General features: G+C 73.4%; 18 protein-coding genes. 7 read left to right on the forward strand and 11 right to left on the reverse strand.

Annotated elements, in window-relative coordinates; genetic code table 11:
* Window positions 1-103 precede the first annotated feature (103 nt).
* The 3 genes from ACLQ20_RS06865 to ACLQ20_RS06875 all read left to right on the forward strand — a co-directional run bounded on the left by ACLQ20_RS06865 (window position 104) and on the right by ACLQ20_RS06875 (window position 2,788).
* Window positions 104-745 (forward strand): GNAT family N-acetyltransferase, encoded by a 642-nt coding sequence (locus ACLQ20_RS06865; RefSeq protein ID WP_425854587.1) that lies wholly within the window; start codon window positions 104-106, stop codon window positions 743-745.
* A 106-nt stretch (window positions 746-851) separates the two neighbouring features.
* Window positions 852-1,649, forward strand: coding sequence for an alpha/beta fold hydrolase (locus ACLQ20_RS06870; RefSeq protein WP_425854589.1), 798 nt, complete (start codon window positions 852-854; stop codon window positions 1,647-1,649).
* A 179-nt stretch (window positions 1,650-1,828) separates the two neighbouring features.
* Window positions 1,829-2,788, forward strand: coding sequence for a sulfotransferase family protein (locus ACLQ20_RS06875; protein WP_425854590.1), 960 nt, complete (start codon window positions 1,829-1,831; stop codon window positions 2,786-2,788).
* 80 nt (window positions 2,789-2,868) lie between these two features.
* Here ACLQ20_RS06875 and ACLQ20_RS06880 read toward each other — a convergent pair whose 3' ends face one another.
* From ACLQ20_RS06880 to ACLQ20_RS06895, 4 genes are all read right to left on the reverse strand, one after another.
* Complete coding sequence (locus ACLQ20_RS06880) at window positions 2,869-3,828, reverse strand: asparaginase (protein ID WP_425854591.1); 960 nt, start codon at window positions 3,826-3,828, stop codon at window positions 2,869-2,871.
* A 96-nt stretch (window positions 3,829-3,924) separates the two neighbouring features.
* A complete protein-coding gene (locus ACLQ20_RS06885; protein WP_425854593.1) occupies window positions 3,925-4,767 on the reverse strand; it encodes a 3-keto-5-aminohexanoate cleavage protein in 843 nt (280 codons plus the stop codon).
* Between the two features lie 92 nt (window positions 4,768-4,859).
* Window positions 4,860-5,972, reverse strand: coding sequence for a YgfZ/GcvT domain-containing protein (locus tag ACLQ20_RS06890; protein ID WP_425854595.1), 1,113 nt, complete (start codon window positions 5,970-5,972; stop codon window positions 4,860-4,862).
* Window positions 5,969-6,397 carry a Fur family transcriptional regulator gene (locus tag ACLQ20_RS06895; protein ID WP_132230754.1) on the reverse strand — a complete coding sequence of 143 codons (429 nt, stop codon included), beginning with the start codon at window positions 6,395-6,397 and terminating at the stop codon, window positions 5,969-5,971. Before ACLQ20_RS06895 ends, ACLQ20_RS06890 begins: the two co-directional genes overlap by 4 nt.
* 70 nt (window positions 6,398-6,467) lie before the next feature.
* Between ACLQ20_RS06895 and ACLQ20_RS06900 the strand changes: the two genes are divergently transcribed.
* Entirely contained in the window at window positions 6,468-7,316 is an 849-nt protein-coding gene (locus ACLQ20_RS06900; protein ID WP_425854597.1) for an aminotransferase class IV, read from the forward strand.
* 15 nt (window positions 7,317-7,331) lie between these two features.
* On the opposite strand, the gene ACLQ20_RS06905 is transcribed toward ACLQ20_RS06900, so the two are convergent.
* Window positions 7,332-7,925: an FABP family protein gene (locus ACLQ20_RS06905; protein ID WP_151452972.1), complete on the reverse strand. Its 594-nt coding sequence runs from the start codon at window positions 7,923-7,925 to the stop codon at window positions 7,332-7,334.
* A gap of 37 nt (window positions 7,926-7,962) precedes the next feature.
* Window positions 7,963-8,067 carry a small membrane protein MtfM gene (gene mtfM / locus ACLQ20_RS06910; RefSeq protein ID WP_036376929.1) on the reverse strand — a complete coding sequence of 35 codons (105 nt, stop codon included), beginning with the start codon at window positions 8,065-8,067 and terminating at the stop codon, window positions 7,963-7,965.
* A 12-nt stretch (window positions 8,068-8,079) separates the two neighbouring features.
* On the opposite strand from mtfM, the gene ACLQ20_RS06915 reads away from it, so the two are divergent.
* Genes ACLQ20_RS06915 through ACLQ20_RS06925 form a run of 3 tightly spaced genes read left to right on the forward strand, consistent with a single transcriptional unit; the run spans window position 8,080 to window position 10,943 of the window.
* The gene (locus tag ACLQ20_RS06915; protein ID WP_132230751.1) at window positions 8,080-8,454 is read left to right on the forward strand and encodes a DsrE family protein; all 375 of its coding nucleotides are present in this window, start codon (window positions 8,080-8,082) and stop codon (window positions 8,452-8,454) included.
* A 54-nt stretch (window positions 8,455-8,508) separates the two neighbouring features.
* Window positions 8,509-8,889 carry an SCP2 sterol-binding domain-containing protein gene (locus ACLQ20_RS06920; RefSeq protein WP_151452971.1) on the forward strand — a complete coding sequence of 127 codons (381 nt, stop codon included), beginning with the start codon at window positions 8,509-8,511 and terminating at the stop codon, window positions 8,887-8,889.
* Window positions 8,886-10,943 (forward strand): glycogen debranching N-terminal domain-containing protein, encoded by a 2,058-nt coding sequence (locus ACLQ20_RS06925; RefSeq protein ID WP_425854600.1) that lies wholly within the window; start codon window positions 8,886-8,888, stop codon window positions 10,941-10,943. Before ACLQ20_RS06920 ends, ACLQ20_RS06925 begins: the two co-directional genes overlap by 4 nt.
* 8 nt (window positions 10,944-10,951) lie before the next feature.
* On the opposite strand, the gene ACLQ20_RS06930 is transcribed toward ACLQ20_RS06925, so the two are convergent.
* The 5 genes from ACLQ20_RS06930 to ACLQ20_RS06950 all read right to left on the reverse strand — a co-directional run bounded on the left by ACLQ20_RS06930 (window position 10,952) and on the right by ACLQ20_RS06950 (window position 14,355).
* Window positions 10,952-11,809 carry a hypothetical protein gene (locus ACLQ20_RS06930; RefSeq protein WP_151452969.1) on the reverse strand — a complete coding sequence of 286 codons (858 nt, stop codon included), beginning with the start codon at window positions 11,807-11,809 and terminating at the stop codon, window positions 10,952-10,954.
* Between the two features lie 99 nt (window positions 11,810-11,908).
* A complete protein-coding gene (locus ACLQ20_RS06935; protein WP_132230747.1) occupies window positions 11,909-12,232 on the reverse strand; it encodes a DUF1416 domain-containing protein in 324 nt (107 codons plus the stop codon).
* A gap of 3 nt (window positions 12,233-12,235) precedes the next feature.
* Complete coding sequence (locus tag ACLQ20_RS06940) at window positions 12,236-13,084, reverse strand: sulfurtransferase (protein WP_151452967.1); 849 nt, start codon at window positions 13,082-13,084, stop codon at window positions 12,236-12,238.
* A 203-nt stretch (window positions 13,085-13,287) separates the two neighbouring features.
* Complete coding sequence (locus ACLQ20_RS06945; RefSeq protein ID WP_311202345.1) at window positions 13,288-13,365, reverse strand: Ms5788A family Cys-rich leader peptide; 78 nt, start codon at window positions 13,363-13,365, stop codon at window positions 13,288-13,290.
* A 201-nt stretch (window positions 13,366-13,566) separates the two neighbouring features.
* Window positions 13,567-14,355 (reverse strand): LmeA family phospholipid-binding protein, encoded by a 789-nt coding sequence (locus ACLQ20_RS06950; RefSeq protein WP_327029758.1) that lies wholly within the window; start codon window positions 14,353-14,355, stop codon window positions 13,567-13,569.
* Window positions 14,356-14,421 lie beyond the last annotated feature (66 nt).

Consider the following 14,421-nt stretch of genomic DNA (forward strand, 5'->3'; position numbering starts at 1 on the left):
GTCTCATCCCGCCGCCCCGGCCACGCCTGCGCAGGCTTCGGCGGACCGGTCGCCGTCGGTAAACCGGTGGCGTCACGGCGGTCCCGATCGTCACGATCAAGCCGTGCTCGCCGACCTGTGGCCCCTCTACGGCCTCACCATCTCCACGCCACGACTTGAGCTTCGCCTGCCCCGCGAGGAGGAGCTGGCGGCACTCGCGAATCTCGCGGGCCGGGGCGTGCACCGTCCGGACGAGCGCCCGTTCCTGACGCCGTGGACCGACGGCGGCCCGAAGGAGCGGGCGCGCGCCGTGTTGCAGGGGCACTGGGGCCGGCTCGCCGAGTGGAGCGACTCGGCGTGGCGGCTCGGGCTCGGCGTCTTCCGGCTCGGGAATCCGCTCGGCGTGGTCACGCTCGGCGCGCGCGACTTCCGGGTCGTCCGGCAGGTCACGACGTCGGCGTGGCTCGGGATCGAACACCAGGGCAGGGGCTACGGAACCGAGGCCCGCGCCGGCCTGCTCACGCTGGCCTTCGACCACCTCGGCGCCGATGCCGCGCTCACCGAGGTCTTCCAGGACAACCACTCGTCCCAGGGGGTGTCCCGCAAGCTCGGCTACGAGCACGACGGCATCTCCGTCGACGCCCGCGGTGACGAGGCCCTGGTGTCCGATCGCCTACGGCTCACCCGCGCGAAGTGGCGCCGACAGGAGCGACCGGCGGCGACGGTCCACGCCGTGGCGGCCTGCCTGCCGATGTTCGGCCTCTGACCGGGATCCCCGCACCACCCGGCAGTCGCGCCTGGGGCCGCTCGCCCGACGCCCGCGCCGGCACAAGGCGGTTGCGCCCCGGTCTCCCGGTGCGTACCTTGCCGCAGTGACCAAGATCGAGGTGAACGGCGCCCTGCTCGCGTACGACGACACCGGCAGCGGCACGCCCGTCGTCCTGCTGCACGCCGGCATCGCGGACCGGCGGATGTGGCGGGAGCAGGTCGGCCCGCTGGCCGCGCGGCACCGGGTGATCGCCCTCGACCTGCGCGGGTACGGGGACTCCGAGCTGCCGCCGACCCCGTTCGCCCACCACGACGACGTGGCCGGACTGCTCGACGCGCTCGACCTCCCCCGGGCCGCCCTGGTCGGCTGCTCGTTCGGCGGCGCCGTCGCCATCGACACCGCGCTGGCCCACCCGGAGCGGGTGAGCGCGCTCGCCCTCCTCGGCACCGCCGCCTCGGGCCACGAATGGTCGGACGAGGCGAACGACCTCTGGGAGAGCCTGGTGGGCGAGGTCGACCCGGAGGACTTCGCCGCCAGCGCCGACGGCGAGGTGCGCTTCTGGGTGGTCGGCCCGGGCCGCGAGCCCGCCGACGTCGACCCGGAGCTGCTCGCCTTCGCCCGCGAGATGGACCAGCGGGCGCTCGCCGCCGAGTTGGCGCTCAGCGCGGTCGACGTCGCCGAAGTCGACCCGCCCGCGATCGGCCGCCTCCACGAGCTGCGGATGCCCGTCCTGGTCGGCGCCGGCGCGGCCGACGTGCCCGACATCAGCCGCCTCGCCGACCGGATCGCCGCCGAGGCGCCCGACGCTGTCCGCCTGCCCGACGTGCCCGACGCCGGGCACCTGCTGCCGCTGGAGCGACCCGCCCCGGTCAACGCCGCCCTGCTCGACTTCCTGCCCTGACACCCGCTCCGTCGTCGACGACGGTGCGGTACGGCCCGTCGTCCGCTTCCGCGAGGTGCGGAGGTGGGCGGTCGTGGCGGTCCTTGCCGATCAGCCCGCCAGCCTCTCGGCCCGCACTCAACGGTTGAAGGGGATAAATGGATTGCACGGGTGCCGGGCTGGGAGTTTGACTGCTCGCCATGTCTCCTTCTCCCTCACCCGTCTTCGTTGCGGGTACGGGTCGTTCGGGAACGTCACGGCTCGCCGACATCATCGGCGAACATCCGCTGATCCACCGGATTCCCATGGAGACCAGGTTTCTCATCGACCCGGGCGGCCTGCGGGACCTGGCCGACGCGCTCACCGGTCGATACGACCCCACCGTCGGTGAGGACGCCCTGCACCGGCTGAGCGACTTCCTCACCGTACGAGTGCCCGGCCGGCGCGACGATCGCGGCAAGACCGTTCCCGAACTGGTCGGCGAGCGACGCTACCGGGACGCGGTGGAACAGCTCTGGCCCCAGTTGATCGCGTACACCTTCGACGAACCCGCGCCCGCCGAAGGCTTCGGCAACGCCGACCGTCCTGCCGGACCGTTCGAGCCGCTGAGCCGCCGGCGGGTGGTTCCCCGGTACTTCAGCGACCGGAGCGAACTACTCGGAATCCTGCGGGGCCTGGTCGACACCATCTTCGGCGGAGCAGCCGCCGACGCGGGCAAGCCGACCTGGTGCGAGAAGACGCCGTTCAACCTGCTGTGCATGGAGTTCCTCTGGGAACTGGTCCCCGAGGCGACCATCGTGCACATCAAGCGTCACCCGGTCTCAGTGCTCGCATCCCACCTGGCCCAGCCATGGGCGCCGGCCACGGTCGACGGCGCGCTCGCCTACCTCAAGCCGATCTACGATCGGTGGCTCACCTGGAAGGACACGGTCGACCTGACGGGCAGGCGATACGTCGAGGTGAAGGCGGACGATCTCGCAGCCGACTGGCCCGGGCAGCGCCGCGCCCTGTTCGAGCGGCTCGACGTCGACGACTTCGAAACCCGTTCGGCGTTCCAGTCGCACAAGCTGGCGCAGCGCAACAACCAGTTCGACGACGACACCCGCGAGTTCATCGAGGAAGCACTCGGCAAGGTCATCCCGGCCATGGGATACGAGTGACGACCCTGGCTCCCCGCCCTGACGACGCCGCGTCGCGCCCCTCGAACGCCCGGTGAACGCCGCGACGACGGGTTGAACGGCTACCAGAGCGGCCGGACGGCACCGACCGGCAGGCCGCCGCCGAAGAGCGGCAGTTCGGCGTACTCGGTCAGCACCGGCGCGTCCAGCCCGAGGCGGCGCAGGGCGGAGACCAGCACCGGCATCCGGGCGCGGCCCGCGCCGTCGTCGATCTTGAGGGCGACCGCGCCGACCCCGGGCACCGCCGCCGCGACGACCCCCTCGGCGCCGATCTTGGCGAGCAGCCCGGGCACGCCCCGCATCAACCGGCTGTCCTCGGCCCGGGTGCCGCCGACCAGATCCGGGTGGGCGCGCATCGCGTCGGCCACCGTCCGTGGCACGGAGCCGGGCTCCGCCGAGACGAGCCGGAGGTACGCCCCGGCCAGGCCCGTCAGCGAGACGGCGAGCACCGGGGCGCCGCAGCCGTCCACCCCGACCGCCGCAGCCGGCTCGCCCGTGAACTCCTCCACCGCGTCCCGGAGCCGCTGCTGCAACGGGTGCTCCGGACGCCAGTACCCGTCGAGCAGCCAGCCGGCGGCCAGGCAGGTCAGCAGCATCCCGCTGTGCTTGCCGGAGCAGTTCATCTGCGTACGGGTGGGGCCGCCGCCGGCCCGCAGCACGGCCGTCCGCGCCTCGTCGCCCACGGGCAGGTCCGGCGGGCAGTGCAGGGCCGACTCGTCCAGCCCGGCGCGGGCGAGTAGCGCCCCGACCCGGGCCAGGTGGAACTCCTCGCCGGCGTGGCTGGCCGAGACCAGCGCCACGTCGGCGGGGTCGGCCAGCGTCAGCCCGGCGCGGAGCATCCCGACCGTCTGCATCGGCTTGTTGGACGAGCGCGGGAAGACCGGGGAGGTCACGTCCCCGGCGCCGGCCACCGTCTGCCCCGAGGCGTCGAGCACCACCACCGAGCCCCGGTGCGCGCCCTCGACGAACCCCGACCGGACCACCTCGGCGAGCGGCGCGCCGCCCTCGTACGTCTTTCCCACAGGGTGGACGGTACCGGCAGCTCCGGCAGCGGTCGGCGGGCGGGTGAGCAGGTCGTCGGCGACCCGGTGTACAGCAGTGCCGGCCCGGGTCGCCGCTTACCGCCCGGCGGCCGGCACGCCGAGCAGCCCGCGCGCCTCGGCGGTGGTCAGCGGCGGCCGCTGGGCGAGCTGGGCGAAGCCGACCGCCCGGGCGACGAGCTGCATGTTGGACTCGACCGGGCGGCCCTTGGCGTAGGTCACCGTGTCCTCCATGCCGACCCGCAGGTGCCCGCCGGCCGAGAGCGAGGCCAGCATGACCGGGATGGTGCTGCGGCCGATGCCGGTGGCGGAGAAGGTGGTGCCCTCGGGCAGGTCGCGCAGTGCCTGGTGGGCGGCGACCAGGGCCGGGGTGGTGCCCGGCATGCCGCCCGGCACGCCCATCACGAAGTCGACGTGCACGTGCCCGCCGGCCGGCAGGCCGTACTTGCCGAGCAGCCGTTGCAGGGCCGTCAGGTGGCCGAGGTCGAAGATCTCGTACTCGGGCACGATCCCGCGCTCCTGCATGCGGGTGTGCAGGTCGACGATGAACTCCCACCGGTTGAGGAAGACGTCGTCACCGAAGTTGAGCGTGCCCATCGTGCAGGAGGCCATGTCCGGCCCGGCGTCGAGCACGGCGAGCCGGTCGGCCTCCGGGTCGGTCACCGCGCCGCCCGAGGAGAGCTGCACGACGAGGTCGGTGCTCTCGCGCAGCGCCGTCACGGTCTCCCGCAGCCGCCCCTGGTCCAGGGTGGGCCTGGCCTCGTCGTCGCGGATGTGGACGTGGATCACGGCGGCGCCGAGCGCCTCGCACTCCTTGGCGGTCAGCAGCAGCTCGTCGAGCGTCACCGGCAGCGCCGGCACCTCGGCCTTGGCCAACTCCGCGCCGGTGGGGGCAACCGTGATCAACGTCCCTGTCGTCATGCCCGGATCCTAGACCGAGGTCAGCGAGCCAGTCGACCGGAACTTTTCCGGCCTCAGCGCCACGAAGCAGAGATTCTTTCGCCGGGGGGCGGTCAGGCCGGATCGATCGCGGCGGCGGTCTCCCCGATCAGGAGGCGGGCGTCGTCGGCGACGTTGCGCTTGACCACGGCCAGGGCAACCTGACCCAGCTCGTGGTGGTGCACGGCCGTGCCGACGAAGCCGACCGCCCGGCCGTCGAGAGTCACCGGCGTGCCGGCGACCGGCGGCTGGTCGGTGGTCACCCCGTCCAGGTGCAGGAGTACGAGCCGACGCGGCGGCCGGCCCATGTTGTGCACCCGGGCCACGGTCTCCTGGCCCCGGTAGCAGCCCTTGTCCAGGTGCACGGCCGGGGCGACCAGGTCCACCTCGGCCGGGATGGTCCGGTGGTCGGTGTCCACCCCGACCCGGGCCCGCCGGGCGGCCACCCGCACCGCCTCGTACGCCCACAGCCCGGCGACCGGCACCCCGTTGCCCCGCAGCTGGGTGACCACCTGCTCCATCGCGGCCCGGGGCACCAGCAGGTCCACGCCGAACGGGCCCCGGCGGGCCCAGCCGCCCACGGGCAGCGGGCGTACGTCGTACAGCGCGGTCGGCCGTGGCGGCAGCTCGCCGGAGCGGAACTTCGGGCCCGGCACCGCGACCACGTCGGGCGCGGCCAGCCCGGTCGCGCCGAGCGTCTCCACCGCGGCGGGCGCCTCCGGCCCGACCAGGGAGAGCAGCGCGTGCTCGGGCGTCACGTCGCGCGGCTCGACCTTGCTGAAGAACCGCATCCGCTCCAGGTACGACAGCAGGCCGGCGGTGGCGCCCGGCTCGGTGTCGAGCCAGGTGGTGATGCCGTCCTCGGCGACCATGGCGTGCTGCTCGACGTGCCCGTGCGGGGAGAGCACCAGCAGCTCGGTGCCCTGGCCGGCACCGAGCTGCGCGAGGTGCTGGCTGGTGAGGGTGTGCAGCCAGCCGATCCGTTCCTCGCCCGGCACCGCGACGACGCCCCGGTGCGACCGGTCGACCAGGCCGACCGCCGTGTCGAGGGTGCGCTGCTCGCGCATCGGGTCGCCGTAGTGCGCCGCCACGCCCCGCACGCCGGCCGCCGCGTGCGCCGGCTCGGGCTGGTCGCGGCTGGCCTCGTCGATGCTCTCGACGCTCACCGCGCCCGCGATGTCGATCATTTCCGGTCCCCGTTCTCGCAGCGGACGCAGAGGCCGAAGAACGAGACGTGGCCAATGTCCACCCGGAACCCGCGCTGGCTCGCCAACTGGTCGGCCAGCGGGCGTAGCAGCTCCGGATCGATCTCGTCGATCGCGCCACAGCCCCGGCAGACGAGGTGGACGTGCTGGTCCTCGCCGGCCGCGTGATAGGTCGGCGAGCCGTGCGAGAGGTGGGTGTGGGTGACCAGGCCGAGCCGTTCCAGCAGCTCCAGCGTGCGGTAGATGGTGGTGATGTTGACCCCTGCGGCCACCTCCCGGACGGCGGTGTGCACCTGCTCCGGGGTGGCGTGCCCAAGGTCCAGCACGGCCTGGAGGATCAACTGCCGTTGCGCCGTCAGCCGTAGCCCACGGGCGCGGAGCATTTCCGCGAGGGAGGATTCGGACACCGTCCGATCATAGTTCGCCCCGCCACGCGCGCCGCCGGTGTCGACCGGTCCGCGGCTAGGCTCGGCGGTCATGGTGGCGTCGAGGATCGCCGTGCCGGGCCGCGGGCTGGTGCCGCCCGGCGAGCCGGTGCTGCGCGGCGACGACCGGGGCGTGCTGCACGGCGACGGGCTCTTCGAGACGATGCACCTGCGGGACGGGCGGCCGTGGCTGCGCGACGCGCACCTGGCCCGGCTCGCCCGGGCGGCGGCGGCCGTCGACCTGACGCTGCCCGCCGCCGACGTGCTGGACGAACTGCTGGACGCCGTCCGCGCCGGCTGGCCCGCCGAGGTGGAGGGGGCGCTGCGCCTGGTCTGCACCCGGGGCCCGGAGGCCGGCACCTCGCCCACCGGCTACGCCACGCTGGGCGAGGTGCCGGCGGCGACCCGGGCGGCGCGCCGGCACGGGATCACCGTGGCGACCCTGCCGCTCGGCGTCGCGGCGCGGGCCCGCGCCGAACTCGACTGGCTGCCGGCCGGGGTCAAGTCCATCTCGTACGCGGTGAGCACCGCCGCCCGCCGGTGGACCGCCCGCGCCGGCGTGGACGACGCGCTCTGGGTCTCCTCCGACGGGTACGCGCTGGAGGGGCCGACGGCCAACCTGGTCTGGCTGGCCGGTGACACCCTCTGCACGGTGCCCGCCGCCGAGACCGGCATCCTGCCGGGCGTGACCGCCGCCTGGCTGCTCGCGCACGCCCACGCACTCGGCCTGCGCGCCGAGGAGCGCCTGGTCACCCCGGCCGAGCTGCGTACCGCCGACGGCGTCTGGCTCAGCTCGTCCGTCCGTGGCCTCGCGGAGATCCGCACCCTGGACGCCGTCCCGCTGCGCCGCTGCGCGCACACCCCCGCCCTCCAGGCGCTCCTGGGCTTTCCCCACCCGTGACCCCCGGGAGGAGGGTCAGCCGGCCACCCGGGTGAGGCGGGCGGAGAGGTGGGGGGAGAGGGAGTGGCCCAGGGCCGCCATCTCCTGGGCGTAGAGCAGCGCGCCCTCGACGATGCCGAAGAGGCGGTGACCGGCGGTGACCTCCTTGGCGGTCGCCGTACGGACCACCGCGTCGGTGACGAACTCGATCTGGGTGCCCTTGCGCTTGCCGATGTGCAGCTCCATCACGCCGGTGGGGACGCTCATCAGCGCCTCCAGCTCGTCGGTGGCGCGGTCGCCGTCCATCACCGGCCGCCACCAGCCGACCTCGCGACCCGCCGGGCGGACCGGGCGGCTCTGCTCGTCGAGCAGCCAGGCGCGCGACTCGTAGGACAGGAACGGCCGGCCGTCGTGGCTGATCCGGATCTCCTGCGCGAAGTCGAAGTCCTCGATGGTGGGGAAGCCACCCCGCCCCCGGCCGCGCCACACCCCGACGTACGGCAGCAGGCCGTCCAGCGCGGGATGCAGCTTCGGGCCGACGCGCAGGTCGTGGCTCTCCTCGTAGGGGTACGGGTCGACCGGCGGCGCGTTCAGCCACGGCGGCGGCTGCAGGGGGTTCTCGTCGCTCACCGGTTCACTCCGCCTCTCCGCCGGCGGCCACGACAGCTCACCAGCGCCCTCTTGACATGCGTACGGCCAGGTAGACCAGGCCACCGGCGAGCGCGCCCAGGCCGGCGACCAGCAGGCTGACGAACCCGATCTCGGTAACCATCGTGACCATCCTATGCTGGGCCCCATGGCCCGCACTCTCGTCGTCAAGGCCACCGCCGGCGCGGACGCCCCGGAGCGGTGCGCCCAGGCATTCACCGTCGCCGCCACCGCAGCCGCCGCCGGGGTGCACGTGTCGCTCTGGCTGACCGGGGAGTCGACCTGGTTCGCGCTGCCGGGCAAGGCACAGGAGTTCGAGCTGCCGCACTCGGCCCCGCTGGCCGAGCTGCTGCACGTGATCCTCACCACCGGAACGGTGACCGCCTGCACGCAGTGCGCCGCCCGGCGGGACATCGGGCCGGACGACGTGCTGCCGGGTGTCCGCATCGCCGGCGCGGCGGTGTTCGTCGAGGAGACGATGGCCGAGGGGGCCCAGGCCCTGGTCTACTGACCGCCGCCCGCCGATACCGGCCCGACAGGTCGGACAGATGCCTACGATTCGGGTGTGACCGAGGCGACGGAGCGATTCTTCGAATCACTGCCGGCGCGCGCCCCCAAGGTGCTGGTCAGCCCGGTCAGCGGAACGATGCAGATCGACCTCGCGGAGGGCGGTCAGACGGTGCACTGGCTGGTCCGCCTTCGTCCGGGCGAGATCGAGGTGAGCCGCGACCGGGGGCCCGCCGACGCGATCTGGTACACCAGCGCGGACCTGTTCGACCGGCTCGTCACCGGCCGGGCCCAGGCGATCTCGTCGGTGCTGCGCAACGAGAGCAGCTTCAGCGGCGACATCGTGCTCTTCCTGCTGTTCCACCGGTTCTTCCCCGACCCGCCCGGCACCCGGGACCCCCGCACGGTCGCCCGCAAACAGGCCGGGCGGCTGCCGTGAAGGAACTGGTCAGCATCCTGGACGGCAACACCTTCCTGGTCAGCGACAGCCGCGGCGACATCGAGCCGTCCCTCGACTTCCCGACCGGGCTCTTCTCGTTCGACACCCGGCACCTCTCCACCTGGTTGCTGACCCTCGACGGCGAACGGCTGCACGCCCTCTCCGTCGACACCGCGGAGTCCTTCCGCACCCGCTTCTTCCTCGTGCCCGGCGAACCGACGCACTACCTGGACGCGAAGGTCTCGATGATCCGGAGCCGGGCCATCGGCGGCAGCTTCGAGGAGGAGCTGACGCTGCTCAACCACTCCGGCGAGGACATGGAGTTCGTCGTCCACCTCGCCATGGGCGCCGACTTCGCGGACCTGTTCGAGATCAAGCATGTCCGGCGCAAGGAGGGCCACTCCACCGCCACCGTCGGCGAGAACGAGCTGCGCCTGACCTACCGCCGGGAGAGGTTCCACCGCGAGACGGTCATCCGCACCAGCATGCCCGCGCACATCGAGGTCTCCGGCATGACCTACCGGGTCCGGGTCGGCCCGCGCGGCGAGTGGACGACGCGGCTGCACGTGTCCACAGTCGTCTACGGCGCGCGCGGCGAGGACATCCGGGCCAACCTCCCGCAGTACGGGGGCAGCCGCAGCCCGGACGCGATCCGGGCCGAGCAGGACGAGCTCGTCGCCCGGGCGCCCAAGCTCGGCTGCGACTGCCAGCCGCTGGCCGGGGCGTACCGGCAGAGCCTCCACGACCTGGCGGCGCTGCGCTACGAGTCGATCACCCTCGGCGTACGCCTGGTGGCCGCCGGCCTGCCGTGGTTCATGACGCTGTTCGGCCGGGACAGCATCATCACCTCGCTCCAGGTTCTGCCCTTCCTGCCGGAGCTGATCCCGCCGACCCTCATGATGCTGGCCGGCCTCCAGGGGCACCGGATCGACGACTTCCGGGACGAGGAGCCGGGCAAGATCCTGCACGAGCTGCGCTACGGCGAGACGGCGGGCTTCGAGGAACAGCCGCACTCGCCGTACTACGGCTCGGCCGACTCGACGCCGCTGTTCATCATCCTGCTCGACGAGTACGAGCGGTGGACCGGCAACGACAAGCTGGTACGGGGCCTGGAGGCCCAGGCCCGGGCCGCTCTCGCCTGGATCGACACGTACGGGGACCTGCTCGGCACCGGCTACCTCTGGTACCAGACCCGCAACCCGGACACCGGATTGGCGAACCAGTGCTGGAAGGACTCCTGGGACGCGATCTCGTACCGCGACGGCCGGTTCCCCGGCTTCCCCCGCGCCACCTGCGAGCTCCAGGGCTACGCGTACGACGCGAAGATCCGCGGCGCCCGGCTGGCCCGCAAGTTCTGGGGCGACCCCGCGTACGCCGACCGGCTGGAGCGGGAGGCGGCGGAGCTGAAGATGCGGTTCAACCGGGACTTCTGGATTCCGGAGCGGGAGTACTACGCGCTCGCCCTGGACGCCGACGGCCGGCAGGTGGACGCCCTCACCTCCAACATCGGGCACCTGCTGTGGAGCGGCATCGTCGACGAGTCGCGGGCCGGCCGGATCGCCGAACACCTGATGGGGCCGCGGCTCTACTCCGGTTGGGGCGTCCGGACCCTCGCCGACGACCAGGGGCGCTACAACCCCGTCGGCTACCACGTCGGGACGGTGTGGCCGTTCGACAACTCGATCATCGCCTGGGGGCTGTGGCGGTACGGCTTCCGCCGGGAGGCCGGGCAGATCTGCGAGGCCATGCTGGCCGCGTCCCCGTTCTTCGACGGACGACTGCCGGAGGCCTTCGCCGGCTACGAGCGGGACCTCACCGACTACCCGGTGGAGTACCCCACCGCGTGCAGCCCGCAGGCCTGGTCGGCGGGCACGCCGCTGCTGCTGCTCCGGGTGATGCTGGGCCTGGAGCCGCAGGGCGACCACCTGATCATCAACCCCGCCGTGCCCGAGGGGATGGGGCGGATCGAGCTGCTCGACATCCCCGGCCGCTGGGGCCACGTCGACGCCCTGGGCCGCAGCCGCGCCCCGCACGACCACCCGGGCGGCCGCTGACCACCTCCTCAGGCGGGGCAGCCGGTGTTGACGGAGACGACGACCTGGTCGCCCGAGAGGTCGGCGACGACCATGGCGGCGCCGCGCCGGTAGGCGTACGCCTGCGCGGTGTCCAGCATCGGGACGCGGGCCACGGAGGCGAGCGCGTCGGCCGGCGACGGCGGGGCCGGGATGGCGGCGGCGCGGGCGGTGCGGGCCGTGCCGCCGGTGGGGCACGGCGCGACGACCACCTCGGCGGCCGACCCGGGCGGGCCGCCGAGCGCCCGCAGCGCCGCGGCCAGGGCCTCGGCCTCGGCGCCGTCGGCGCCGACCGCCGGCGCGGTGTAGCCCTCGCCGACCGGCCGGCAGCCCGTGTCGGCGGTCAGCCGGACGAGGCCGTCCGCCTCGACCCCGCCGGAGACGGTGACGAACTCGCCCGCGTCGGCGCGCAGCCGGGGGCCGTCCTCCGCCGTCACCCGGACCCCGGCCCGCCAGCCCTCGGGGAGTCGGTCGGCGACCCGCTCCAGCAGCGACCGCTCCAGGCCGCTGGGAACGAACACGTCCACCCCGCGGGTCAGGGTGGCGCCCTCGGCGAACGGGGTGACGCGGCAGCCCCGGTCGACCACGGGCGGGGTCAGCACGGCGGTGTCGCCGGCCGCCGCGACCAGTGCGCCGACCGCGCGGTCGACGAGCGGGCCGGCCTCGGTCAGGGTGCGCTGCTCCCGGACGGTCGGCGGATCGTTGCGCACCGAGAGCCAGGTCAGCGCCGCCAGCAGCACCGCCCACGCCACCGTGCCGGCGAGCAGCCAGGGCAGCCACCGTCGGGGGGCCGCCGGCCGATCGGGACCGGTAGGCGGGGCCTGCCCCGCCGCTTCCACGCCGTTCACGGGGGCAATCGTGTCACGCCGGTCGACCGTGCCCGGAGACGGTCGCGGCCCGCCACCTGCGAAGGCGACGGGCCACGGACCGATCAGAGCGTGGAAGGGTCAGGAGGCGACCGTGACGGCGACCTCGTTGATGCCCCGGGCGGCGGTCACGGCGGTGTCGCCGTTGCCGTGCCGGGAGAGCGCCCGCAGGGTCCAGGCACCCGGCGCGGCGAAGAACCGGAACTGGCCGGCCGGCGAGGTCACCACCTCGGCGGTGAACTCACCGGTCGAGTCGAGCAGCCGGACGTACGCGCCCGGGACGGCCTCGCCCGCGTCGGAGCGGACGACGCCGGTGATCACGGTTTCCTTCTCCAGGTCCAGGCTCGCGGGCAGCGGGGCGGCCTGGTCGGGCGCGGCGCAGCCGGCAGCGGTGGGTGCGGTCATGGCTCAGGCCTCCCCGGGCTCGTCGCCGAGCGCGACCGGCACGCCGACCAGCGAGCCGTACTCGGTCCAGGATCCGTCGTAGTTCTTCACGTTGCGGTGGCCGAGCAGCTCCTGGAGCACGAACCAGGAATGCGAGGAGCGCTCGCCGATCCGGCAGTACGCGATGGTCTCGCGGCTGTCGTCCAGCCCGGCGTCGGCGTAGATCTTGCGCAGCTCGTCGTCGGACTTGAAGGTGCCGTCCTCGTTGGCCGCCTTGGACCACGGCACGCTGATCGCCGTGGGGATGTGCCCGGCCCGCTGCGCCTGCTCCTGCGGCAGGTGGGCGGGGGCGAGCAGCCGGCCGGCGAACTCGTCGGGGCTGCGCACGTCGACCAGGTTCTTGGTGCCGATGGCGGCCACGACCTCGTCACGGAAGGCCCGGATCGAGGTGTCCGGCTCCTGCGCCACGTACTGCGTCGCCGGGCGGGTCACCGCGTCCCCCACCAGCGGACGGGCGTCCAGCTCCCACTTCTTGCGACCGCCGTCGAGCAGCTTCACGTCGCGGTGGCCGTAGAGCTTGAAGTACCAGTACGCGTACGCGGCGAACCAGTTGTTGTTGCCGCCGTAGAGGATGACGGTGTCGTCGTTGCTGATGCCCCGCTCGGAGAGCAGCGCCTCGAACTGGCTCTTGTTGACGAAGTCCCGGCGCACCTGGTCCTGGAGGTCGGTCTTCCAGTCCAGCTTGATCGCGCCGGCGATGTGGCCGGTGTCGTAGGCCGAGGTGTCCTCGTCGACCTCGACGAAGACGACGCCCGGGGCGTCGAGGTTCTTCTCGGCCCATTCGGCCGAGACGAGTGCGGTGTCGCGACTCATCAGATCACTCCCTGGTGAGGATGGATGGTGAACCAGCACGAGGGCATCGAAAGTCGTGACGATCGCACCACGCGCGGGATCCACCGTATGGACGGATCACGGGTTCGTGCGACGGCGCCGCTGCCGGGCGTTGAAAGAGAGCACGGGAGAAGAAAAATCCCTGTGTGCCGGTGGCCGCTAGGCGGCCGAGGACAGCCCCGCCGTCAGATGACGGGGCGACACAGGCAGGTGGCCACGCGGCACAGGTCGACCGCGCGCCGTTTGGTGAGGAGCGTCCCCATGAGCAGGGAGCCTACCAGCCGGGAACGGCCACACCAGGGGGCCGACCAGCATCCGGGACGCACGTACTGGTAGCCCGGGGTGCAGGGAAGGGCGCCTTCCTGTCGCAATCGGTGGAGGAAGGGGCCCTTCCCGACCGGCAGGCGGACGCGGGCGCGGGCGGCTCGGGGCCGGGGCCGGAGGCGGTGGATCGGTCGGGTCGGTCAGCCGGCGGCGGAGTTGATCGGCACGTTCCGGGCGTCCGCGGTGACGGTCAGCCCCTCGGGCAGCGGCCGGACCTCCCGGACGGCGAGCTGGAACGGCAGCTCGGGCAGGGGCACGTCGATGGAGATGCTGCGGGCGTAGTTGCTGAGCAGCGTCCGGGCCAGCGGCAGGTTCGGCAGGCCGTCGGCGCTCAGGTCGTTGAACTTCAGCGCCACCTGCCCCTCCTTGCCGACCGTGATGTCGGCGGTGCCGGTCACGGTGAGACGCTGGCCGAGGATGTCGACCGGGGCGGTGACGGCCAGCCGGCCGTTCTGCTCGCCGAGGGTCAGCCCCGGCCGGTCGAGCAGCTTGGCGAGGCTGTCGTAGCTGATGGTGCCCGTCCCGTCGACGGTCTCGGCGACCACGTCGCCCTGCCCCGAGCGGATGGTGTCAAGCGAGGCGCGCACGTTGCGGGCGTCCACGTCGAGCTTCGGCAGCGCGACCGCGTCGCCGCGCACCGAGCCCTGCACGTCGCGCAGCGCGATGGAGATGCGCTCGTACCGGCCGTCGAGCACCTGGGTGAGGAACGGGACCCCGCCGACCTCCACCTCCGGCGGCGAGGACTGCGCCCCCTGCTTGGCGATCTCCTGTCGGACCTGGTCGGCGATGGCCCGCTCGGCCACCCCCACGGCGACCCGGTCGGCCACCACGATCAGTCCGCCCAGGACCAGCAGCAGCACGACGAGGGTGATGAGCACCTTGCGCCCGCGTCGCCGGGGCCGCTCCTCGTACGTGTCGTCGTGCGCCACGCCGCCTCCTGTCGTCAGTGCCGAGGGTGCCGCGGAGCGGCCCACCGGTGGTACCCGATCGGGGAA

Origin of the sequence: Micromonospora sp. DT46, assembly GCF_049841735.1 — a bacterium.
Taxonomy (GTDB): Bacteria; Actinomycetota; Actinomycetes; order Mycobacteriales; family Micromonosporaceae; genus Micromonospora; species Micromonospora reichwaldensis.

Excerpts from the sequence above, each read along its gene's own strand:
- ACLQ20_RS06875 (WP_425854590.1), top strand. The coding sequence starts at position 1,829 with ATGTCTCCTTCTCCCTCACCCGTCTTCGTTGCGGGTACGGGTCGTTCG.
- ACLQ20_RS06885 (WP_425854593.1), bottom strand. The coding sequence starts at position 4,767 with ATGACGACAGGGACGTTGATCACGGTTGCCCCCACCGGCGCGGAGTTG.
- ACLQ20_RS06890 (WP_425854595.1), bottom strand. The coding sequence starts at position 5,972 with ATGATCGACATCGCGGGCGCGGTGAGCGTCGAGAGCATCGACGAGGCC.
- ACLQ20_RS06900 (WP_425854597.1), top strand. The coding sequence starts at position 6,468 with ATGGTGGCGTCGAGGATCGCCGTGCCGGGCCGCGGGCTGGTGCCGCCC.
- mtfM (WP_036376929.1), bottom strand. The coding sequence starts at position 8,067 with ATGGTTACCGAGATCGGGTTCGTCAGCCTGCTGGTCGCCGGCCTGGGC.
- ACLQ20_RS06915 (WP_132230751.1), top strand. The coding sequence starts at position 8,080 with ATGCTGGGCCCCATGGCCCGCACTCTCGTCGTCAAGGCCACCGCCGGC.
- ACLQ20_RS06935 (WP_132230747.1), bottom strand. The coding sequence starts at position 12,232 with ATGACCGCACCCACCGCTGCCGGCTGCGCCGCGCCCGACCAGGCCGCC.
- ACLQ20_RS06940 (WP_151452967.1), bottom strand. The coding sequence starts at position 13,084 with ATGAGTCGCGACACCGCACTCGTCTCGGCCGAATGGGCCGAGAAGAAC.
- ACLQ20_RS06945 (WP_311202345.1), bottom strand. The coding sequence starts at position 13,365 with ATGGGGACGCTCCTCACCAAACGGCGCGCGGTCGACCTGTGCCGCGTG.